We start from the raw sequence: 21,546 nt of genomic DNA on the forward strand, positions 1-21,546 counted from the left end.
TCTCGGGTCCCATTGCACCGGCCGTTGACAGAGCTTGCGGGCGACGGCTAGGCGGAAGACGCCGAGTGATGGCGAGGCGTTGCGGTGCCACGGTACGGCGCGCCCTCGCTTTCGAACCCGAAAGCGTATTTTGTTATCGACGGCCTGCCAGGCAGGCCATACATATATATAGGTAGTTGCGATGAAACGTGTAGGTCTGATCGGTTGGCGCGGCATGGTCGGTTCCGTGCTCATGCAGCGAATGCTGGAAGAGCGGGATTTCGACCTCATCGAGCCAGTGTTCTTCACCACCTCCAACGTAGGCGGTCAGGGCCCCTCGATCGGCAAGGACATTGCCCCGCTCAAGGATGCCTATAGCATCGATGAGCTGAAGTCGCTCGACGTGATCCTCACCTGCCAGGGCGGTGACTACACCAGCGAAGTTTTCCCGAAGCTGCGCGAGGCCGGCTGGAAGGGCTACTGGATCGATGCCGCGTCGACGCTGCGCATGCATGACGACGCCGTCATCGTGCTCGATCCGGTCAACCGCAAGGTGATCGACCATCAGCTGGACGCCGGCACGCTCAACTATATCGGCGGTAACTGCACGGTCAGCCTGATGCTGATGGGGCTTGGCGGCCTGTTCGAGCACGGCCTGGTCGACTGGATGAGCGCCATGACCTATCAGGCGGCCTCCGGCGCTGGCGCGCAGAACATGCGCGAACTCATCAAGCAGATGGGCAGCATCAACGCATCGGTCGCCGATGAGCTCGCCGACCCGGCCAGCGCTATCCTCGAAATCGATCGCAAGGTCGCCGAGTGCCAGCGCTCCGAGGCCTTCCCGGTCGATAATTTCGGCGTACCGCTGGCCGGCAGCCTGATCCCCTACATCGACAAGGAGCTGCCGAACGGCCAGAGCCGCGAAGAGTGGAAGGCGCAGGCGGAAACCAACAAGATCCTGGGCCGCTTCAAGAGCCCGATTCCGGTGGACGGCATCTGTGTACGTGTCGGCGCGATGCGCTGCCATAGCCAGGCTCTGACCATCAAGCTGAACAAGGATGTGCCCATTTCGGACATCGAAGGCATGATCAGCCAGCACAACCCATGGGTTAAGCTCGTGCCGAACCATCGTGACGCGAGCATGCAGGAGCTGAGTCCTACCTCGGTGACCGGTACCTTGAGCGTTCCGGTGGGGCGTCTGCGCAAGTTGAACATGGGTTCGCATTATCTCGGCGCATTTACCGTCGGCGACCAGCTACTCTGGGGCGCTGCCGAGCCGCTGCGCCGCATGCTGCGCATTCTGCTAGAACGATGAACGTGTAGAAGGCAGACAAAAGCGCCTCGGCATCGCCGCGGCGCTTTTTTTTTGCATGAACCTCATGTGAGTCGCTGTGAGCGAAAGACTGCGTTGCTGGTACACGCGTTTCATCGGGCTAAGGCTTAATTGCTCGGTGCCAAAAGGGGTTTCGGCTAGAGTGCGCCTCTCGGTCGAGGCGTTCGGGTGGTGGGGCGAATCCCGCTTGCAGGGACCTCGTGCTGTCAGTCGAGCAGTGCCGACCTAATTTGTGGATTGTGTCTGATAACTTGACAAAAGGCGTGAACGGCTATGGCGTGCGGTCTGGTGAGTTGTTGATAAAACACTATCTGTAAAAGATACTTACTGGGAAATTAGAAGAACTATTCTAGCTACGATGCTGTTTAGGCTTAATCGCTGACGGGGGACCGCCATACGGCGGGCGCAGGCAGTGACTATAAGACCCTCTCGAAGATCCGAGAAAAGTTAAAACAAGGGATTTACATAATGGTTCGGGTTCGCAATCTGGTGCTGGCAATCGCGGCTGCTACCGCGCTGACGTCCGAAATGGCTTATGCGCTGGGGCTGGGAGAGGTCACGTTAAAGTCTGCGTTGAATCAACCGCTGGTAGCTGAAATCGAACTTCTGGATGCTAAATCACTGGCCCCAGGCGAAGTCGTGCCGGTGCTGGCATCCGCAGAGGATTTCAATCGGGCAGGTGTCGATCGCCAATACTTTCTGACGGACCTTACCTTTACCCCCGTTTTGCGCCCGGACGGCAAAAGCGTCATACGGGTGTCGTCGACCAAGCCGGTTCGCGAGCCCTACCTGAACTTCCTCATCGAGGTGATCTGGCCGAGCGGCCGGCTCCTGCGCGAATACACCCTGCTGCTCGATCCGCCGCTCTATTCTCCTGAAATTGCAGCCGCGGTCGCACCGCAGTTACCGATTGCGGCACCCGTATCTCGTCCGGCTGCCCCGCGAGCGACGCCGCCAGCCGTGCAGTTGCCTTCCGGCGGTTCCAGTCAGCAGGGCGAGCAATACAAGGTCACGCCGAACGATACGCTCTGGGAGATCGCCGAGCGCGCACGGCAGGGCGGCACCGTGCATCAGACCATGCTGGCCATTCAGGATCTGAACCCGAACGCCTTCATTGGCGGCAACATCAATCGAATGAAGAATGGCCAGGTGTTGCGCCTGCCAAATGCCGAGCAAATTGGCCGTCGCTCCCAGGCCGAGGCCATCCAGCAGGTGGCGCAGCAAAATGCCAGCTGGCGACAGGCAGCGGCTGCGCCGGCTGGTGCTCGCCAACTCGACGCTACGCAGCGTGGCTCGGCCGGCGCTGCGCCAACCCGTAGTGAGCAGGGCGATAGTCTACGCCTGGTTGCGCCGGAAACCGGCAAGTCCACCGCCGGTAGCGAGGCAGGTGCCGCAGACGAGTCTCGAGCGCTGCGTGACAAGCTCGCGCTCACCGAGGAGAGCCTCGACTCCAGTCGCCGTGAGAATCTGGACCTCAAGGATCGCCTCAACGATTTGCAAAGCCAGCTGGACAAGCTGCAGCGCCTGATGCAGCTCAAGGATGATCAGCTTGCCAAGTTGCAGGCTCAGTTGGCGACTGGCGCGGAGTCGGATGCAGGCGCAGCGGCGCCGTCCGGTTCGGTCGAAGGCAGTGTTGATGAAGCGGCCGCGACGCCGAGCACGAACGAGGCGGCATCCGAGCCAGTGAAGCCTGAAGCTGCAGCCGACGCCCCTGCAGCGCAGAAACCCGCGGAACCGGCAGAGAAGCCCGTTGCGAAGGCGCCAGCAGCTCCGGCGCCGGCAGTTACCGAGGCGCCTGCTCAGTCGGAACCCGATAGTTACATCGATGAGCTGTTAGGCAATCCTATTCTGCTCGGTGTGCTGGGTGGCAGTGCTTTGCTGCTTCTGCTGGTCGGATTGATGGCACTGTCTCGCCGCAACGCGATGAAGGAGGCCGAGCTGCAGGAGAGCCTGCTCGCCGATGAGTCTCCAGATACCTTCTACGTGGAACAGCAAGACTCCTCCCAAGTCGAGCCGCTCGATCAGGGGGCTGTGCCGGTTGCGGAGCAGACTGCTGATCCGCTTGCCGGCGTGAGCAGCGATCCATTGGCGGAAGCCGACATCTACATCGCCTACGGACGCTTCAACCAGGCTGCGGATCTGCTGCAGAACGCCCTGAATGACGAGCCGCAGCGCAGCGATCTGCGGTTGAAGCTCATGGAGGTCTATGCCGAACTCGGCGATCGTGACGGCTTCGCTCGTCAGGAAGCCGAGCTTCGGGAGATCGGCGGATCCGCGACGGCGATCGAGCAGATCAAGGCTCGCTACCCTGCAATCGCAGCTGCGGCAGGTGCCGGTTTCGTGGCCGCCGCGTCGGCGGGCAATGATGACTTCGATAGTCTCAACCTGGACGACCTGGAGCTTGACGAGCCTGCCGCTGCCAACGCGGAAGCTGCTGAGAATTCTTTCGACCTGAACCTGGACGACCTGGAACTGGACGATGGGCTGACAGACAATGCGCTCGCGCCGACCGACGACAGCACCTCGGGGCTGGAGTCGTTCAATTTCGATGAGCTCAATCTGGAAGCCGCTTCTCAGGAGCAGACCGAGAATGACTTCTCGTTCGATCTGGACGAGCCCAAGTCGGATCCGACGTCGTTGGAAGACGAGCTGGCCGGCTTCTCGCTCGACCTGGATGATGAGCCTACCGTTGCACTCGATGAGCAACCCGCCGCAAGCCTGAACCAGCCGCCTGTTTCGGAAACCTCCGAGCAGACCGACGATTTCGATTTCGGCTTGTCCGAGCCCGCGCAACCGGCAGACATGCCGGACGAGTTCGATCTGTCGCTGGATGACGAAGTTGGCGAGCCTGCTCGTCCGGACGCCTTCTCGTCCGAGCTGGAGGAGGTCGAGGCCGAGCTTGACGATCTGTCCCGCGATTTGGCCGAGCCGCTGGATCAGCCGACGGCTGCCGACGCTGGGGAGGAGCCCGTAGCACCAGTATCCGACGCGCTCGACGAGGACTTCGATTTCTTCGCCGATACGGATGAGACCACCACGAAGTTGGACCTCGCCCGTGCCTACATCGACATGGGGGACGCGGAAGGCGCCCGCGATATTCTTGATGAGGTGATGAGCGAGGGGAGCGACAGCCAGCAGCAGGAGGCGCGCGACATGCTCGCTAAGCTCGCCTGACCATGACCGAAGCAGTACCTGAAGCGGCAGCCTCCTCGGCTGCCGTTGACGTTTTCAGAATTGCACTCGGGGTCGAGTACAAGGGCTCTCGTTATCGTGGATTCCAGCGCCAGCGCGACGGCGTGCCGTCCATACAGCTCTCGTTGGAAAATGCACTGAGCAAAGTTGCGGGCGGGCACCCGGTAGTCCTGAGCTGTGCTGGGCGCACCGATGCACTTGTTCATGCCTGTGCGCAGGTTGTGCATTTCGATACGCCAGTCACGCGCTCCATGCATGCCTGGGTCATGGGTGCCAACATGAACTTGCCGGGTGACATCAGCGTGACCTGGGCGAAGGAAATGCCCAGGACCTTCGATGCACGTTTCAGCGCCATGGCGCGCCGTTATCGTTACGTGATCTACAACGACCAGATCCGCCCAGCCCACCTCGCCGAAGAGGTGACCTGGAATCACCGTCCGCTGGATATCTCGCGTATGCGCGAGGCGGCCAAGGCGTTCGTTGGAACCCATGATTTCAGCGCCTTCAGGGCACGTCAGTGCCAGGCGAAATCACCGATCAAGACCATCCATCATTTCGAGCTGCTCGAGCACGGCCGGCTTATCGTGATCGACGTTCGCGCCAACGCCTTTCTGCATCATATGGTGCGTAATTTCGCTGGCGTGCTGATGACCATAGGCGCGGGCGAACGGCCCGTTGAGTGGGCGCGAGAGGTATTGGAGTCGCGCGTGAGGCGAACCGGTGGCGTGACGGCGCACCCCTATGGGCTGTATCTCGTTCAAGTCGATTATCCCGAGCAGTTCCAGTTGCCCGAACGTTATCTCGGACCCCATTTCCTGTCCGGTCTGCCGGACGTCAGGTGTTCCTGAGCCAGGGCTGCGGGTTCGGCGACGGTAGCGGCGCAGTGCCGCAGCGGTCGGCTTTGCCGGCATACCACGTGATGCAGGTTGCAGCTGTCGGCGCTTTTGTTACCATCCGGGGTCTTCTGTCGCAGGTGCCTGCCGTTGCCTATCGTTCGTAGCAAGATTTGTGGAGTCACTCGGGTCGAGGACGCGCTTGTTGCGGCCGAAGCCGGGGCAGACGCGATCGGCCTGGTGTTCTACGGCAAAAGTCCGCGGGCGGTGAGCGTTCAGCAAGCCCGCGCCATCGTCGCTGCCTTGCCGCCATTCGTCACGACGGTTGGTCTGTTCGTCAACGCGTCGCGCTGCGAACTCAACGAAATACTCGATGCCGTACCGCTGGATGCGCTTCAGTTTCATGGCGATGAGCAACCCGCGGACTGCGAGGGGTTCCATCGTCGCTGGTACAAGGCCTTGCGAGTCAAGGCGGGGGACGATATTCGCGCCCAGGCCGCTCGCTATGTCGGGGCGAGTGCCATTCTGCTCGACACCTTCGTCGCTGGCGTTCCCGGAGGGACGGGTGAAATATTCGACTGGTCGTTGATTCCCGCAGATTTGCCCAAACCGCTCATTCTCGCGGGAGGCTTGACGCCAGGGAACGTTCGCCAGGCAATCGCCGAGGTTCGGCCTTTCGCCGTGGATGTAAGTGGGGGGGTCGAGCTGAGCAAGGGCATCAAGGACGCCGCGAGCGTGCACGAATTCGTTCGGCAGGTAAGAGCAGCGATGTGACGAACCGAGGGTCATTGCCGTCCAGTTACCATTCGCTGGATTGGCGTACCCGCCATTGATGCCCGTCCGTTACCTGACGGTTGGGCAAGTTTCAGCGACAGCCCCAATGGGCCAGCGCCTACGCGATGCAGTGAGCTCCGACTGGAGACCGGTCGCAACGATGAATTTGCCGGTGCGTGCAGTCGCTACGCGCAGGACTGACAAGCTGTGGAGAATAAAAGCATGAGCAACTGGCTGGTAGACAAGCTGATCCCCTCGATCATGCGCTCGGAAACGCAGAAGAGCTCCGTGCCAGAAGGCCTGTGGCACAAATGTCCGTCCTGCGAGGCGGTCCTGTATCGCCCGGAACTGGAAAAGACGCTGGATGTGTGCCCGAAGTGCCAGCATCACATGCGTATCGATGCGCGTACGCGTCTGGATATCTTCCTCGACAAAGACGGACGCGAAGAGATTGGAGCTGACCTCGAGCCTGTCGACCGACTGAAATTCCGTGACAGCAAGAAATACAAGGATCGTCTCTCAGCAGCGCAGAAGCAGACCGGTGAGAAGGATGCACTGATCGCCATGCGCGGGACCCTGATGCAATCGCCGGTGGTGGCCTGTGCGTTCGAGTTTTCCTTCATGGGTGGCTCGATGGGTGCGATCGTAGGCGAGCGTTTCGTCCGTGCGGCCAATGTCGCGCTTGAGCAGCGCTGCCCGCTGGTCTGCTTCGCGGCATCGGGTGGAGCGCGCATGCAGGAGGCGCTGATCTCGCTGATGCAGATGGCCAAGACCTCCGCCGTGCTGGCCCGTATGCGCGAAGAGGGCTTGCCCTTCATTTCGGTGCTGACTGATCCGGTCTACGGGGGCGTATCGGCGAGTCTGGCCATGCTGGGTGACGTCATCGTGGCTGAGCCAAAGGCGCTGATTGGCTTCGCAGGCCCACGCGTGATCGAGCAGACGGTGCGCGAAAAGCTCCCGGAAGGGTTCCAGCGCAGCGAATTTCTGCTCGATCACGGCGCCATTGATCTGATCGTCCCGCGTTCCGAGCTGCGTGCCCGGCTGGCGCGGCTTCTCGCTCAACTGCAACACCGACCGACCCCGGCCGAGCCGGCACGGGTAACGGCTAGCGCATGACCGCGCGGAGCCTGCAGGATTGGCTCGAATACCTCGAGCAACTGCACCCGACCGCTATCGACATGGGGCTCGATCGCTGCCGTGAGGTGGCGGCGAGGCTCGGGCTTACGCGCCCGGCGCCTCAGGTCGTAACGGTTACCGGGACCAACGGCAAGGGATCGACTTGCGCGTTTGTCGCCGAGCTGTTGATCGGGCAGGGCAAGACGGTGGGCGTGTACAGCTCACCGCATCTGTTGCGCTACAACGAGCGCGTACGTATCAACGGAGTCGACGCTAGTGATGACGCGTTGTGCGAAGCCTTCGAGGCGGTAGAGCGTGCCCGTGGCTCGATCACCCTGACGTATTTCGAAATGGGAACCTTGGCTGCCTTCTGGCTCTTCGAGCGAGAAGGGCTGGACGCCGTGGTGCTGGAGGTCGGCCTGGGAGGGCGCCTCGATGCGGTGAACCTGATCGATGCCGACGTGGCGGTGGTCACCAATATCGGTCTCGACCATGCGGAGTGGCTCGGCACCACGCGTGAGAGCGTGGCATTCGAGAAGGCTGGCATCTTTCGCTCTGCAACACCTGCCGTATGCGGCGATCCCGAGCCGCCCGAGTCAATGCTGGCCAGTGCTGCTCAGAGCGCTGTGCCGTTGCTTGTGCGGGGCCGCGATTTCGATCTGGAGCGCAGCACGGACAGTTGGCACTGGCGAGGCAAGGACCGTTCCGGTCGGCCGCTGGAACTGCGCGATCTGCCGATGCTCACCTTGCCATTGGAGAATGCGGCGGTGGCGTTGCAGGCGTTCGCATTAATCGAACCGTTCGGGGAACCGGAGCGCCTGATTGAGGCGCTCAGGCGCACCCGTGTCACTGGGCGGCTGGATAGCCGAACGATTCGCTGGCAAGGTCGCGAGCTGCTGATATTGCTCGATGTCGGGCACAACCCGCATGCGGCGGCCTACCTTGCTCAACATTTACAAAGGACGCCTGGTCCCGGGCGCCGCCTCGCTGTTTTCGGCCTGTTGGCTGACAAGGACTTGCCTGGTGTGATCGACGAGCTAGTGCCTGTCCTCGATTCCTGGGCGGTTGCGCCGCTACGCAGTCCACGTTCGCGCGGTGCCGACGATTTGAGTTCGGCATTGAAGGAACGCGACGCGGAGGTCACTATCTACCCGGACATCGCGCAGGCGCTCGAGGGGCAGTGCAATCAGGCGACCAAGGGCGACCAGATTGTACTGTTTGGATCTTTTTATTGCGTAGCCGAAGCGCTGGCCTGGCTGGACCGGTACGCATCGAGTGGAGGGCAGGTTCTTGGTGGATAAGGGATTGCTGCAGCGTATCGTCGGTGCGCTAGTGCTCGTTGCGCTGGCGGTGATTTTTGTTCCTATGCTGTTCAACCGTGAGGATGCCGGTCGGCAGGTCACCGTGGATGCGCCGCCGATGCCGGAGACCCCGGCTGCGCCGGTGATCGAGACGCAGCCTGTCGAAGTGCCCGAGCCAGACGCGGAGCCGTTCCCTGAAGAGTATGAAATCGTCGAGGAGGGACGGGTAGCCGAGCCCAGTGCACCTGCCGAGCCCAGCCCGGCCAAGCCCGAGTCGGCTCCGGCAGCGTCCGAGCCGGCGCCTGCTGAGGCGGTGCAGCCAGCGCCACCAGCGGCGACGGCTGCGCCTGAGGAGAAGCATCTGGACGCGGCAAACCTGCCGGTCAGTTGGTCGGTGCAGCTCGCCAGCCTGTCTAGCCGCGAGAACGCCGACAAGCTCCAGACGACGTTGCGCTCTCAGGGCTATAACGCCTACATACGCACCGCGGACGGGATGAATCGCGTCTTCGTCGGTCCGTTGGTCGAGCGGGCCGAGGCCGACCGTCTACGTGATCAATTGCAGCGGCAGCAGAAGTTGAACGGCTTCGTTGTACGCTTCAAGCCGGAGCAGGGCTGAGCACAGGCGCCCAGACAGAGCGCCAGCGTTTTTCCCGTGTCTGCCGAGAGCTTACTCCGGGGCGGGGGCTCTGCTAAAATACGCCGCCTTTCTCCTTAGCAGGAAACCACGTGACGCTCACTTGGGTCGATTGGGCGTTTATCGCCGTTGTGGTCATTTCCAGTCTGATCAGTCTGAGGCGCGGCTTCGTCAAGGAAGCGCTCTCGCTGCTCACCTGGATCGTTGCCGGCGTTATCGCCTGGATGTTCGGCGGTGCGTTATCTCATTATCTTGCTGACTACATCAGCACCCCTTCCTTCCAGGTGATCGCGGCGTGCGCCATCCTCTTCGTTTTGACTCTGCTGGTTGGCGCGCTGATCAACTTTCTCATCGGTGAGCTGGTTCGCGTCACCGGTTTGTCCGGGACGGATCGCTTCCTTGGCATGGTGTTCGGGGCAGCTCGCGGCGGATTGCTGGTGGTGGTGTTGGTCGGGCTACTCAGCCTTGCACCGGTCCAGCAGGACCCTTGGTGGCGTGAATCGACGCTGTTACCGCATTTTCTTCTGGTTGCCGATTGGTCGAAGAACCTGATTCTCGGGTTTGGCAGCCAGTGGGTCGCCGGCTCGCTCGATGCGTCGGGCTGACCTGAGTCTTATTCAACGGCCGTGTCGGGGTCTGTAAGCCAGCCACGTCCGGACAGTCTGTACCAACTGAGAGGTTCCTTGCATGTGTGGCATCGTCGGCATTGTCGGTAAGTCGAACGTCAACCAGGCGTTGTATGACGCGCTTACCGTATTGCAACACCGTGGGCAGGATGCAGCCGGAATCGTGACCAGCGACGGCGGCAAGCTGTTTCTACGCAAGGACAATGGGTTGGTCCGGGACGTCTTTCAGCAACGTCACATGCAGCGTCTGGTCGGTAACATGGGGATCGGTCATGTGCGTTACCCCACCGCGGGCAGCTCCAGTTCGGCGGAGGCTCAGCCATTCTACGTGAACTCACCCTACGGCATCACCTTGGCGCATAACGGCAATCTGACCAATGTCGATCAGTTGACCAAGGAAATCTACGAATCCGATCTGCGCCACGTGAACACCAACTCCGATTCCGAGGTGCTGCTCAACGTGTTCGCCCACGAGCTGGCCGTGCGCGGCAAGCTGCAGCCCACCGAAGAGGACGTGTTCGCCGCGGTGGCCAAGGTGCACGAGCGTTGCGTCGGCGGCTACGCGGTGGTGGCCATGGTGACCGGCTACGGCATCGTCGGCTTCCGTGATCCGCACGCTATTCGTCCGATCGTCTTTGGTCAGCGCCACACCGATCAGGGCGTCGAATACATGATCGCGTCGGAAAGCGTTGCGCTGGACGTGCTGGGCTTCTCGCTGATCCGCGACCTGGCGCCGGGTGAAGCGGTCTACATCACGGCCGACGGCAAACTGCATACCCGCCAGTGCGCACCGAACCCGCACTATGCGCCCTGCATTTTCGAGCATGTCTATCTGGCGCGCTCCGATTCCCTGATGGATGGCGTTTCGGTGTACAAGGCGCGCTTGCGCATGGGTGAGAAGCTGGCGGACAAGATTCTGCGTGAGCGCCCGGATCACGACATCGATGTCGTGATTCCGATTCCGGACACCAGCCGCACGGCGGCGCTGGAGCTGGCTAACCGCCTGGGTGTCAAGTTCCGCGAAGGTTTCGTCAAGAATCGCTACATCGGCCGGACGTTCATCATGCCGGGCCAGGCGGCACGCAAGAAGTCCGTGCGCCAGAAGCTCAATGCCATCGATCTGGAGTTCCGCGGCAAGAACGTCATGCTGGTGGACGACTCCATCGTTCGCGGTACGACCTGCAAGCAGATCATCCAGATGGCCCGCGAAGCGGGGGCGAAGAACGTTTATTTCTGTTCCGCCGCGCCTGCTGTCCGGTATCCGAACGTCTATGGCATCGACATGCCCAGTGCGCACGAGCTCATCGCGCACAACCGTAGCACTGAAGAGGTCGCGGAACTGATCGGGGCCGACTGGCTGATCTATCAGGACCTGCCTGATCTGATCGACGCCGTTGGCGGCGGTAAGGTCAAGATCGAGAACTTCGACTGCGCGGTGTTCGACGGCAAATACGTAACGGGCGATATCGACGATGCCTATCTGCACAAGATCGAGCAGGCCCGAAACGATGTGAGCAAGCACAAGAGCGTTGCCGGCAGTGCCATCATCGACCTGTATAACAACTAATCGCCAAAATCCGGTGGCATTGCCGCCTCGAATCAGGTGGAAACGACTATGACAACCGATTGGGATGCGGGGCGACTCGACAGTGACTTGTCCGGCGCAGGCATGGACACATTGGCGGTTCGTGCCGGCCAGCACCGCTCGCCGGAGGGCGAGCACGGCGAGCCGCTGTTCTTCACCTCCAGCTATGTGTTCCGCAGTGCCGCCGACGCCGCGGCGCGTTTCGCCGGCGAAGTGCCGGGCAACGTCTATTCGCGCTACACCAACCCTACGGTGCGCGCCTTCGAAGAGCGCATCGCTGCCATGGAAGGTGCCGAGCAGGCGGTGGCGACCGCCTCAGGCATGGCTGCCATCCTGGCGACTGTGATGAGCCTGTGCTCGGCCGGCGATCACGTGCTGGTGTCGCGTAGCGTCTTCGGTGCAACGGTGTCGTTGTTCGAGAAGTACCTCAAACGCTTCGGGCTCGAAGTCGACTACGTGCCGCTGACGAACGTGGACGACTGGGTGCCCGCGTTCAAGCCAAATACCCGGCTCGTATTCGTCGAGTCGCCCTCCAACCCCTTGGCCGAGCTGGTCGATATCGAGGCCCTGGCCTCGCTCTGCCATGCCAAGGGCGCGATGCTGGCAGTGGACAATTGCTTCTGTACGCCGGTACTGCAACAGCCGCTGGCGCTCGGTGCGGACGTGGTCATCCACTCAGCGACCAAGTACATCGACGGTCAGGGCCGCTGCCTCGGCGGAGTCGTGGCCGGCAGAGCCGAGCAGATGAAAGAGGTGGTGGGCTTCCTGCGTACCGCAGGTCCGACGTTGAGCCCGTTCAACGCCTGGGTATTTCTAAAAGGACTGGAAACCTTACGGCTACGCATGCAGGCCCATTGCGCCAGTGCTCAGGTACTGGCCGAGTGGCTCGAGCAGCAGCCGGGCGTCGAGAAGGTCTACTATGCGGGCTTGCCCAGTCATCCGCAGCACGAACTGGCCAGACGTCAACAGCGCGGCTTCGGCGCCGTACTGAGCTTCGAGGTGGCTGGCGGAAAGGACGCCGCGTGGCGTTTCATCGATGCAACCCGCCTGATATCGATTACCGCCAACCTGGGCGACAGCAAAACCACCATTACCCATCCGGGGTCGACCACCCATGGCAGGCTTTCGCCGGAGGACCGGGCGACTGCCGGCATCCGCGACAGCTTGATCCGCGTTGCGGTGGGGCTGGAAGACGTGGCGGATCTCAAGGCGGATCTGGCCCGGGGGCTGGCTGCGCTCTAAGCCTTATCTAGCGATTGTTTCCCTCGTCAACGAACCCCGCGCATCGCGGGGTTTCGTTTTTCAGGACGGAACGCTTGCAGGAAGGACGTTCGACGCACTAATCGGCGACCTGTGTCCTGTCTCGTATGAGCGGGTCAATCGTTGCCGGCGACTGGCGGTGAGCCCGGTCGCCGGCAACGGCCCCGTTAGTCGCGTCCGGTTTCGAACTTGACGACGAACCCGTCCAGGCGCTGTTCATCGGAGAGTTGGTCGCGAAGCTGGCTGGCCTCCTGGCGCTCGCGCACCGGCCCGACGAACACACGGTGGGTTCGGCCCGTGGTTCTCAGGTAGGCATCGAAGCCCTCAGCCTGCAATTTCTTTTGCAGTGCGGTGGCGCTTTCACGGTTCTGAAAGCTGCCTAGCTGCACGGCCCACCCGGAAAGCAGCGAGGTCTGTGCTCGAGGCTGCGCCAGTGGTGTGGGCGCCTGTGGCGCGCGTTGAGTGGCGGGTGCTTTGGGCATCGCCTGCCGCTGGGCCGGCTCGTTGGAGCGAAGGTCGATCGCCGGTGCCGGCTGGCCCTGCCCATCGAACAGCCGTTCGGGGGTAGCCGGAAGGAGACTCGGGCTATCCGACCCGGTTTCGATGACCCGGATATCGCTGTATTTCTTCCCCGAAAGGGCTGCCAGCCCAGCGCGGTCGCGGATGACGGTCGGTCGCAGGAAGACCATCAGGTTACGTTTGACGTGGCTTTCCTGAGTGGAGCGAAACAGCGCCCCTAGCAGCGGGATGTCCCCCAGCAATGGAACCTTGGAGTTGGTCTGGGTCACGTCATCCTGAATCAGACCGCCCAGCACGATGACCTGGCCATCCTCGGCAAGAATGGTGCTCTTGATGGAGCGTTTGTTGGTCACTAGGTCGACTGCCTGTGCCGACAGGCTGGCCGACGGGGCGATCGAGGATATCTCTTGCTCGATTTCCAGGCGTAGCGTGGCGCCGTCATTGATGTGCGGCACGACCTTGAGCGTCACCCCGATATCCTGTCGCTCGATGGTGGTGAAGGGGTTGTTGGCACCGGACGAGTCGGTGGTATAGCTGCCGGTCTGAAACGGGACGTTCTGGCCTACCAGTATCTCCGCTTCCTGGTTGTCCAGCGTCAACAGGCTGGGCGTCGATAGCAGATTGCTCTTGCTGTTGGCGGAAAGGGCCGTGATCAAGGCGCCGAAGCTGCGCGTACCGACGCCGATGATGGCGCCATCGGGGAGGTCGCTGGGAATCTCGTCGTCACGGATCGCATTAAGCACGCTGCCCACCGAAATACCGGTGTTGCCGAAGCTGACGCCGCCGGCACCACCTGTGCCGCCCCGCGCGTCGACCGCCCACTGGACGCCCAGCGCGTCGGTGATATCGCCCGAGACCTCGACGATGGCAGCCTCGACCATGACCTGAGCGCGCGGAACGTCCAGCTGGCGCACGATCGACTCGAGGGTGCCGATCAGTTCGGGCTCGGCCAGCATGACTAGCGCATTGAGGCTCTCGTCGGCACGAATCAGGATGTTCTGTTGCCTGCCGCCCTGGACCTCGCCGTCCGCCGGGGCTGCAAGCTGCTCGGAAATGTCGCCCAGGGTTTCGGCCAGGGCCTTGGCATCGTTATGGCGCAGGCGAATGACCCGTGTGTTGGCCGAGCGAGTGCTCGGCGTATCGAGCGTGTTGGCGAGGCTGGCGAGTTTCTGCCGAGCTTGTTCGGGTCCGGTGAAAATCAGTCGATTGGTGCGCGAGTCGGCGATGATCTGGGCACCGGCGGTGTCCTTGGCTTCGCCACGCGAAAGGGTGTTCCGTAGCACTTCGGCGATGTCCACAGCCCAGCCGTACTGCAGGTTCACCACGCTGTAGTCGTCGTTCTGGGCGCGATCCAGCTGGCGCACCAGATCCTCGATACGGGCGATGTTAGCGCTGCGATCGCTGATGATCAGTGCATTGGCGGAGCCGACGGCGGCGAGATGGCCGTATTGCGGGATCAGCGGCCTGATCAGCGGAATCAGCTCGGTCGCGGAGGTGTGCTGGACCTGGATGACACGGGTTTCCAGCAGGTCGCCACCGGTCGGGCCTCCACCGGCCTCCGATTTCGCTTCGGCGTTGGGCACGATGCGCGCCACGTCACCTTGCGTAAGTACGCTATAGCCATGAGTGGCCATGACGGACAGGAACAGTTGATAGACCTCGGAGAGCGACAGTGTTGTCGAGGACACCACGCTCACTTGCCCCTTGACCCGTGGGTCGACGATAAAGGTTTGGCCAGTCAACTGGCTGATCTGGTCGATGAACGCTCGGATGTCTGCATCCTTGAGGTTGATCGTCCAGCCATCCTGCTGGGTTTCACTCGGCTCGATACCTGGGTCGGCCGCAAACGAGGGCAGCGGAGTGGCGAGCAGGCCAGCGGCGAGCAAGGCTATGAGCGGGCGGGAAGGAAAAAGCGGCATCGGTCAATTGTCTTCCGTGGGTTGTTCATCGGAGGGCAGGGCTTCGGGCGAATCATTGACTCCTTCCATCTGCTGGCGGAGCGCTTCCATCTGCTGCTGAAGCATCTCGGCCTGCGGATCCGGCTGGTCCGTAGCCGCCGGTTCACTGTAGTCCGGTAGCGTATCGGGCATGGCCGTGGCGGTGCGAGTGCTTGGGAAATACAGGCTCTCGATACGCCCACCCCGTGATATTTCAACGCGATCGGGATGGACGCTGTACAGGCGCACGCCTTGTTCCAGCTCCTGTTCGACGCCGTACAGTTTGGGCGGCTGGCCATTTATCTGGATGATAGCGGTGGACCGCGTCGGGTCGGCATGCACGAAGCTGCCGAGCAAAGTCAGGTCGCTGCTCGAAGTACCGGGAGCATAGACCGGGTCGCTGGTCGTGGATGTGCCGAACAGGCGCTCCATACGCTGCAGGTCCGGCGCCACGCCGGCGGGCTGATCAGCTTCCACGGTATCTGTCGCGGGCGCCTGGGTAAGTTGGAGCCACTCTCTGATCTGGCCCGCAAGGTATAGGCCGAACAACAGGACGATGAGTGCGCTGACGATCAGAGGCGCGCGCTGATGAATGTTCTGCAGTGCTGCGGGGGAAGCCAAGCTAGGCACTCCGTGAAGCCAGATGATGACGGGCATTGTCGCAAGGCCGCGATAATGCTGTTGCCGAATGACTGCGAGCGGCAGGGCGCACTGGCAGCTTAGACCGGAACCATGCAAAGAAGCACCTGAGTATGCAAGTGCAACTGACTGTTTTACCGGCCAAAGGTGCCCGATGGCAGGTTATTCTCATCCGTGATTGCAAGTGGCCGTCATTTTTGAAGAAATAACGCAGCGCACTGTTGACTTGGTTTCAGTGGGTGCGTAAATTGCGCGCCTCGCAAGGCGATCAGCCGGTTGGTTCTTCGGTCGATACTGTTTCAATTCAGGCCTTGCGAGTCGGGCGAAAGCCCGGCCGATGCGCAGCGGTAGTTCAGTCGGTTAGAATACCGGCCTGTCACGCCGGGGGTCGCGGGTTCGAGTCCCGTCCGCTGCGCCATATTCGCTCCAGTTCACTGAACGACTGGAGCCTCGCTAAAAGCGGCCTTAGGGCCGCTTTTTTCGTTTCAGCGGTCCTTCCAAGGCGTTTGTCCAGACGTCGGTGTGGACGGCTCGCTCATCGCACCTTTGGTCCCGTTGAGCCCCAAACCAAGCGGCATTCAGCCGCTGTCATTGACCGTTATCAACCTTGCGCCTTGTTCGACTGTGACGACTGGTCACGCCTATCGGAGCGCACCCTTGCGCGTTACTGCTGTCATTATGCGTGATGACATCAATGGCCAGGGGCAAGCGGCCGACTGACGAGGGGTTTTTAATGTTCGGTTTGGAAGCGCTCGAGCTTGCGCGGATTCAGTTCGCGTTCACCATCTCCTTCCATATCATCTTTCCGGCGATAACGATCGGCTTGGCCAGTTTCCTGGCTGTGCTGGAAGGGCTGTGGCTGAAGACCAAGCGCCAGGTCTACCGCGACCTCTATCATTTCTGGTTGAAGATCTTCGCCGTCAACTTCGGTATGGGTGTGGTCTCTGGCATCGTCATGGCCTACCAGTTCGGCACCAACTGGAGCGCCTACGCCGAGTTCGCCGGTGGCGTGACGGGCCCCTTGTTGGCATACGAGGTGCTGACCGCGTTCTTCCTCGAGGCCGGATTCCTCGGCGTAATGCTGTTCGGCTGGAACCGTGTCGGTGCCGGGCTGCACTTTTTCTCAACGCTGATGGTTGCGGTCGGTACGCTGATTTCGACGTTCTGGATCCTCGCCTCGAACAGCTGGATGCACACCCCCCAGGGGCACGAAATCATCGATGGCATCGTGGTTCCGGTCGATTGGCTGGCGATCATCTTCAACCCGTCCTTTCCCTATCGCCTGACGCACATGGCAATTGCCGCGTTCCTCGCGACGGCATTCATGGTCGGGGCTTCGGCAGCCTGGCATCTGCTGCGCGGCAATGACAATCCGGCGATACGCAAGATGTTTTCCATGGCGATGTGGATGGCGCTGATCGTGGCACCGATCCAGGCGGTGGTCGGTGACTTCCACGGCCTGAACACGCTTGAACACCAACCGGCCAAGATCGCCGCGATGGAAGGGCACTGGGACAATTCGTCGGGTGAACCGACGCCACTGCTGATCTTTGGCTGGCCCGACATGGAGCGTGAAGAAACGCGCTACAAGATCGAGATCCCCTATCTGGGCAGCCTGATCCTCAAGCACAGCCTCTCCGAACAGATACCGGCGCTCAAGGATTTCCCTCGGGAAGATCGGCCCAATTCGACCATCGTATTCTGGACGTTCCGGGTCATGGTCGCGCTGGGTATGCTGATGATCCTCACTGGCGTCTGGAGTCTCTGGCTGCGGCGTGGTGGCAGACTGTTCCATACCAGGCCTTTTCTGCGACTGGCGTTGTGCATGGGGCCGTCGGGCGTGATCGCGATCCTGGCGGGGTGGATCACCACTGAAGTCGGCCGCCAGCCCTGGGTGGTCTACGGCGTCATGCGTACGGCCGATGCGGTGTCGAATCACGGTGCCGACCAGTTGGGCCTGACCCTTGCGATGTTCGTCCTGATCTATTTCGCCGTGTTCGGCATCGGCTTGCTCTACGTCCTGCGGCTGATCGCCAAGGGTCCGATCATCAACGAGGGCGATGAAAAGGGCGCTGGCGGGCCGGGCGAAAAACGTACACCGATGCGGCCGCTGTCCGCTGCCGACGAGGCGATCCCGCACGAACATGGCGACCAACTGGGCGAGAGGAATTGAATATGGGTGTCGATCTTTCGCTGATCTGGGCGATCATCATCATCTTCGGCATCATGATGTACGTAGTGATGGACGGCTTCGATCTGGGTATCGGAATTCTGTTTCCGTTCCTGAACGACAGCTCCGAGCGCGACGTGGCCATGAACACCGTTGCGCCCATCTGGGATGGCAACGAAACCTGGCTGGTACTCGGCGGGGCCGGGCTGTTCGCCGCGTTCCCGCTGGCTTACTCGGTGGTTCTCTCGGCGCTTTATCTGCCGATCATCTTCATGTTGATGGGGCTGATCTTTCGCGGTGTTGCGTTCGAGTTCCGCTTCAAGGCCAGTCCCGCGCGCCAGCACATCTGGGACAAGGCGTTCATTGGCGGCTCGTTGGCGGCGACCTTCTTCCAGGGTGTCGCCCTGGGCGCCTTCATCCATGGTTTCCCGGTGGAAGGTCGCGCCTATGCCGGCGGCGCGCTGGACTGGCTCAGCCCCTTTTCGATTTTTTGCGGGCTGGCCCTGATCGTTGCCTATGCCTTGCTGGGCTGCACCTGGCTGATCATGAAAACTGCCGGCGAGTTGCAGCAGCGCATGCATGATATCGGTATTCCCCTGGTGTGGGCGGTATTGGCGGTAACGGGCGTTGTGAGCATCTGGACACCCCTGACGCATCCGGACATCGCCGAGCGCTGGTTCAGCATGCCGAATCTGATCCTGTTCATGCCGGTGCCTATCCTCGTGCTGCTTTGTACCTTCGGTCTGCTGCGATCGATTGCCCGCTACGCACATTATTCGCCCTTCCTGTTCACCCTGGCGCTGATATTCCTTGGGTACAGCGGGCTGGGCATCAGCCTCTGGCCGAACATCATTCCGCCCTCGGTCAGCATCTGGGAAGCCGCCGCGCCGCCACAGAGCCAGGGCTTTACTCTGGTCGGCGCGCTGCTGATCATCCCGCTGATCCTCATGTACACCGCCTGGAGCTACTACGTATTCCGCGGCAAGGTCAGCGCTGACGACGGTTATCACTGATTCGGCCTCGCCAGGGAGCCCTTTATGCAGCAAAAGCACGAAGATGGTGCATCGGAGCCCAAGCCACTCTGGAAGCGTATGACCTGGCTCGTGGTGATCTGGTCGGCTAGCGTCCTCGCGCTCGGCGTAGTCGCCTGGGCGCTACGGCAGTTCATGACGGCGGCGGGCCTGGTGACGCCCTGACCCGCGCCCGTTCGCGTGCGGCGATTGGGCGCGTTGTAGCTGTCAGGCGCTTGGGTTATTCAGTCTGCAATGGCCGGTGTGAGTGGGTTCATGTCGCTGACATCTTCCCGCGTTAAATTGCCTGGCATGAACATTGTTAGCACTGATGCAAGGTCTTACGAGCCGATCGGCGCGGTTCTGCCGATACCTTCGTTTGGATCACTGCATACCCAGCAAGAGGATCGCTTCTATGGATGACTATCAAGACGAAATTCTCGAATGGCATGCGGCGGAGCAGGACGGTCCAGAGCCGGCCGAGGACGCCTTTGAACTCTAGGCCCTCGCCACGGATGCGTTGAGCCTGGCCTGGGTTCGGTCGCTCATTCTGTGCGACGTTGTGCTCGCCGGTAATCGCCTGGCGTCTGTCCGCTCCAGCGTTTGAACGCGCGCTGAAATGCCTCCGGCGACGAAAATCCAAGCAGCCAGGCGATTTCGCCGAATGCCGCCTCGGTGTCCCTTATATAGGCCATCGCCAAATCGCGTCGGGTGTCGTTGAGAATACCCCGGTAACTTGTGCCTTCTTCTTCCAGCTTGCGGCGTAGCGTCCAGGGAGGCAGCTGCAGCCGACCGGCGATTTGCTGCAGGCTTGGCTCCTGGCCTTTGAGCATCGGCCCCAGCAATTGCGTGACCCGCTCGCGCAGGCTGCGGGTTCGAGTGCGCTGTTCCAGTTCCGTCTCGCAGAGTTCCAGCAGCTGGCGCCAGGTGCCCGGGCAGTGTTCGGGGTTGCGTAGCGCAAGGCTGGCCTTGTCCAACCGCAGCTGGTTATGCGCAGCGGCGAATTCCACGGGTCTACCGAACAGGGCTTCGTACCGTTCGACGTAGATGGGTTGGTCGAACTCGACCTGCACCGCCACGGGTGCCAGCGGGCATGCTGCAACCGTGCTCAGCTGTGTGATCCAGCTGGCTAACACGGTATCCACCACGAACAGGTTGTAGCCGTTGTACGGGCTGATCGAATAGAAGCGCAGCCAGGCGCCTTCGGCGTCTTCGTGGAAACCGGAAGCACCGCGGTAATTGGAGGCATACAGGGGTTCGTAGCGGATCAGCGCCCGTGCCGCCTCGCGCACGGTCGGCGCTTGCGTCGCCGTGATGCCGACCAGGCCGAGATGGCCGGGTTTGCGCAGTCGCCCCATCTCCAGACCCAGCCCAGGGTTGCCGGTCAGCTGAATCGCGGCATGGCCAAGCCGCATGTAACGCGGGATCGACAAGCGCGCACGTGGCTCGCTGAGCCGCGCCGGGTCCAGCCCATATGCCTCGAGCAAGGGCTGCGGGTCGATCTGTTGTTCCAGCAGGGCGCTGCTCAGACTGTGTACGAAGCCAACCGAGAGGTCGCCCAAGCGCACCCGTTGTCGATTCATGGCCGCTCCGGTAACCAGAGGTTGGTCAATTGCATCGGTTGGCTGCGATGTTGTTGCGCTGGGCGGTGCGGCGAGCCGACCAGGCTCCAGGGCAGGCCGAAGGTGTGCACCTCTATGCGCGGCAGGGTTGGCTCCGGCGTCACCTCGTGGGCGCAGATGGCGGCCGGGTCATCCCGTGCGCCTGTCAGTGCGAGCAGTTCGGCGTCGGCCGGAGGAGTCTGGGTATGGGCATCGCAACCAATCAGTACGGCCAGCCGGCCGGCGGCAGTCGCCAGCGTGGCCGGCGGCGTATCACCTGGCTTGCTGTACCGGCGTTCGTAACGGCTCAGCGAGACCTTGTATTGCAAGGGGCCGATGGGTTCGCCGTCGGCAGCGAAGCTCAGACTGACTTGGCGCAGCGGGCCATTGCCGATCCGCAGCTGGCCGTCCTCGAGGCGCGGCTCGGGCAGCACGATGGACCCGGCGACGAGGGTGACGCCATAGCGTTTCGCCAGCCCGCCGAAAATGTGCTGATAGTCGTCGGCCATCTGCCGCCCTTTGATCTTGAGTACGGCCTCGGTGCGGCGGTCTCGGCCTTCGTGGCCCATCAGCGCACGTAAATAATCCCAGGGATTGCTCAGCGCCATCCACTGCATGGCGTCACGAAGCGTGCGTGCCTGTTGAACTTCAGGCTTTTCGCCAAGGGCGAACAGTCCGGTGCCGACGTGCTCGGGGAGCACAACTATCGTGCGCGGGCCAAGTAGGCCGGCGGCCTGTGCCTGGTCCAGATAGGTAGAAAATTTCAGCTGCAGACGCTCTCTGCTCTGATAATCGGCGGGCATCAGCCGGGTCTCCACTGCGAGCAGGTTGCCGGCGGTCCCGGGGCGGCCCTGGCTGTCGATGGGCAGCGTGCGTAGATCGGACAGCAACGGCCCGCTGCGCCGGTCTCCCGTCCAGTCCAGGTAGATGATGAACACGGCCAGGGCGAGCGCCGCCAGGCCGATCAGTTTGAGGTAGGTGCGCATGAACGTCAGAGCTCAAGAGCGGTGCTGGAAGACTAGGCATACGATCGACGA

17 protein-coding genes and 1 tRNA gene are annotated in these 21,546 nt (G+C 61.8%); 14 read left to right on the forward strand and 4 right to left on the reverse strand.

Going from position 1 to position 21,546, the window contains the following annotated elements; genetic code table 11:
* The first annotated feature begins 181 nt into the window (after positions 1 to 181).
* The 10 genes from asd to KCX70_RS09145 all read left to right on the forward strand — a co-directional run bounded on the left by asd (position 182) and on the right by KCX70_RS09145 (position 12,615).
* The gene (gene asd, locus KCX70_RS09100) at positions 182 to 1,294 is read left to right on the forward strand and encodes an aspartate-semialdehyde dehydrogenase (RefSeq protein ID WP_102850936.1); all 1,113 of its coding nucleotides are present in this window, start codon (positions 182 to 184) and stop codon (positions 1,292 to 1,294) included.
* 486 nt (positions 1,295 to 1,780) lie between these two features.
* Positions 1,781 to 4,486 carry a FimV family protein gene (locus KCX70_RS09105; RefSeq protein WP_212619978.1) on the forward strand — a complete coding sequence of 902 codons (2,706 nt, stop codon included), beginning with the start codon at positions 1,781 to 1,783 and terminating at the stop codon, positions 4,484 to 4,486.
* Between the two features lie 2 nt (positions 4,487 to 4,488).
* Positions 4,489 to 5,352, forward strand: a complete 864-nt coding sequence (gene truA / locus KCX70_RS09110; protein WP_021208064.1) for a tRNA pseudouridine(38-40) synthase TruA — start codon at positions 4,489 to 4,491, stop codon at positions 5,350 to 5,352.
* Positions 5,353 to 5,487: 135 nt separating this feature from the next.
* Entirely contained in the window at positions 5,488 to 6,111 is a 624-nt protein-coding gene (locus KCX70_RS09115) for a phosphoribosylanthranilate isomerase (RefSeq protein ID WP_212619979.1), read from the forward strand.
* Positions 6,112 to 6,333: 222 nt separating this feature from the next.
* Positions 6,334 to 7,227 carry an acetyl-CoA carboxylase, carboxyltransferase subunit beta gene (gene accD / locus KCX70_RS09120; protein WP_021208062.1) on the forward strand — a complete coding sequence of 298 codons (894 nt, stop codon included), beginning with the start codon at positions 6,334 to 6,336 and terminating at the stop codon, positions 7,225 to 7,227.
* Positions 7,224 to 8,528 carry a bifunctional tetrahydrofolate synthase/dihydrofolate synthase gene (gene folC / locus KCX70_RS09125; protein ID WP_212619980.1) on the forward strand — a complete coding sequence of 435 codons (1,305 nt, stop codon included), beginning with the start codon at positions 7,224 to 7,226 and terminating at the stop codon, positions 8,526 to 8,528. Before accD ends, folC begins: the two co-directional genes overlap by 4 nt.
* Positions 8,521 to 9,144, forward strand: a complete 624-nt coding sequence (locus tag KCX70_RS09130; protein WP_249121722.1) for an SPOR domain-containing protein — start codon at positions 8,521 to 8,523, stop codon at positions 9,142 to 9,144. Before folC ends, KCX70_RS09130 begins: the two co-directional genes overlap by 8 nt.
* Positions 9,145 to 9,254: 110 nt before the next feature.
* Complete coding sequence (locus tag KCX70_RS09135; protein WP_212619981.1) at positions 9,255 to 9,767, forward strand: CvpA family protein; 513 nt, start codon at positions 9,255 to 9,257, stop codon at positions 9,765 to 9,767.
* Between the two features lie 82 nt (positions 9,768 to 9,849).
* On the forward strand, positions 9,850 to 11,355 hold the full coding sequence (gene purF, locus KCX70_RS09140; RefSeq protein ID WP_102846078.1) for an amidophosphoribosyltransferase: 1,506 nt from the start codon (positions 9,850 to 9,852) through the stop codon (positions 11,353 to 11,355).
* A 48-nt stretch (positions 11,356 to 11,403) separates the two neighbouring features.
* On the forward strand, positions 11,404 to 12,615 hold the full coding sequence (locus KCX70_RS09145) for an O-succinylhomoserine sulfhydrylase (protein ID WP_102846077.1): 1,212 nt from the start codon (positions 11,404 to 11,406) through the stop codon (positions 12,613 to 12,615).
* Between the two features lie 185 nt (positions 12,616 to 12,800).
* Here KCX70_RS09145 and gspD read toward each other — a convergent pair whose 3' ends face one another.
* On the reverse strand, positions 12,801 to 15,071 hold the full coding sequence (gene gspD / locus KCX70_RS09150) for a type II secretion system secretin GspD (RefSeq protein ID WP_212619982.1): 2,271 nt from the start codon (positions 15,069 to 15,071) through the stop codon (positions 12,801 to 12,803).
* A gap of 3 nt (positions 15,072 to 15,074) precedes the next feature.
* Positions 15,075 to 15,710 carry a type II secretion system protein N gene (locus tag KCX70_RS09155; RefSeq protein WP_249121723.1) on the reverse strand — a complete coding sequence of 212 codons (636 nt, stop codon included), beginning with the start codon at positions 15,708 to 15,710 and terminating at the stop codon, positions 15,075 to 15,077.
* A 359-nt stretch (positions 15,711 to 16,069) separates the two neighbouring features.
* On the opposite strand from KCX70_RS09155, the gene KCX70_RS09160 reads away from it, so the two are divergent.
* The 4 genes from KCX70_RS09160 to KCX70_RS09175 all read left to right on the forward strand — a co-directional run bounded on the left by KCX70_RS09160 (position 16,070) and on the right by KCX70_RS09175 (position 19,094).
* Positions 16,070 to 16,146, forward strand: a tRNA-Asp gene (locus tag KCX70_RS09160).
* Positions 16,147 to 16,461: 315 nt separating this feature from the next.
* Positions 16,462 to 17,901, forward strand: coding sequence for a cytochrome ubiquinol oxidase subunit I (locus tag KCX70_RS09165; RefSeq protein ID WP_212619983.1), 1,440 nt, complete (start codon positions 16,462 to 16,464; stop codon positions 17,899 to 17,901).
* 2 nt (positions 17,902 to 17,903) lie between these two features.
* Entirely contained in the window at positions 17,904 to 18,911 is a 1,008-nt protein-coding gene (gene cydB / locus KCX70_RS09170; RefSeq protein WP_021207503.1) for a cytochrome d ubiquinol oxidase subunit II, read from the forward strand.
* 24 nt (positions 18,912 to 18,935) lie between these two features.
* Positions 18,936 to 19,094, forward strand: a complete 159-nt coding sequence (locus tag KCX70_RS09175) for a DUF2474 domain-containing protein (RefSeq protein ID WP_021207502.1) — start codon at positions 18,936 to 18,938, stop codon at positions 19,092 to 19,094.
* A 359-nt stretch (positions 19,095 to 19,453) separates the two neighbouring features.
* On the opposite strand, the gene KCX70_RS09180 is transcribed toward KCX70_RS09175, so the two are convergent.
* Positions 19,454 to 20,491 carry an AraC family transcriptional regulator gene (locus tag KCX70_RS09180; protein WP_102846074.1) on the reverse strand — a complete coding sequence of 346 codons (1,038 nt, stop codon included), beginning with the start codon at positions 20,489 to 20,491 and terminating at the stop codon, positions 19,454 to 19,456.
* Positions 20,488 to 21,495 carry a carbon-nitrogen hydrolase gene (locus KCX70_RS09185; protein WP_212619984.1) on the reverse strand — a complete coding sequence of 336 codons (1,008 nt, stop codon included), beginning with the start codon at positions 21,493 to 21,495 and terminating at the stop codon, positions 20,488 to 20,490. Before KCX70_RS09185 ends, KCX70_RS09180 begins: the two co-directional genes overlap by 4 nt.
* Positions 21,496 to 21,546: the final 51 nt, after the last annotated feature.

This window comes from Stutzerimonas stutzeri, assembly GCF_018138085.1.
Taxonomy (GTDB): Bacteria; Pseudomonadota; Gammaproteobacteria; order Pseudomonadales; family Pseudomonadaceae; genus Stutzerimonas; species Stutzerimonas stutzeri_AI.

Bases quoted from the DNA above. Each gene is read 5' to 3' on its own strand.
- asd (WP_102850936.1), top strand. From the start codon at position 182: ATGAAACGTGTAGGTCTGATCGGTTGGCGCGGCATGGTCGGTTCCGTG.
- KCX70_RS09105 (WP_212619978.1), top strand. From the start codon at position 1,781: ATGGTTCGGGTTCGCAATCTGGTGCTGGCAATCGCGGCTGCTACCGCG.
- truA (WP_021208064.1), top strand. From the start codon at position 4,489: ATGACCGAAGCAGTACCTGAAGCGGCAGCCTCCTCGGCTGCCGTTGAC.
- accD (WP_021208062.1), top strand. From the start codon at position 6,334: ATGAGCAACTGGCTGGTAGACAAGCTGATCCCCTCGATCATGCGCTCG.
- folC (WP_212619980.1), top strand. From the start codon at position 7,224: ATGACCGCGCGGAGCCTGCAGGATTGGCTCGAATACCTCGAGCAACTG.
- purF (WP_102846078.1), top strand. From the start codon at position 9,850: ATGTGTGGCATCGTCGGCATTGTCGGTAAGTCGAACGTCAACCAGGCG.
- KCX70_RS09145 (WP_102846077.1), top strand. From the start codon at position 11,404: ATGACAACCGATTGGGATGCGGGGCGACTCGACAGTGACTTGTCCGGC.
- gspD (WP_212619982.1), bottom strand. From the start codon at position 15,071: ATGCCGCTTTTTCCTTCCCGCCCGCTCATAGCCTTGCTCGCCGCTGGC.
- KCX70_RS09165 (WP_212619983.1), top strand. From the start codon at position 16,462: ATGTTCGGTTTGGAAGCGCTCGAGCTTGCGCGGATTCAGTTCGCGTTC.
- cydB (WP_021207503.1), top strand. From the start codon at position 17,904: ATGGGTGTCGATCTTTCGCTGATCTGGGCGATCATCATCATCTTCGGC.
- KCX70_RS09175 (WP_021207502.1), top strand. From the start codon at position 18,936: ATGCAGCAAAAGCACGAAGATGGTGCATCGGAGCCCAAGCCACTCTGG.
- KCX70_RS09180 (WP_102846074.1), bottom strand. From the start codon at position 20,491: ATGAATCGACAACGGGTGCGCTTGGGCGACCTCTCGGTTGGCTTCGTA.
- KCX70_RS09185 (WP_212619984.1), bottom strand. From the start codon at position 21,495: ATGCGCACCTACCTCAAACTGATCGGCCTGGCGGCGCTCGCCCTGGCC.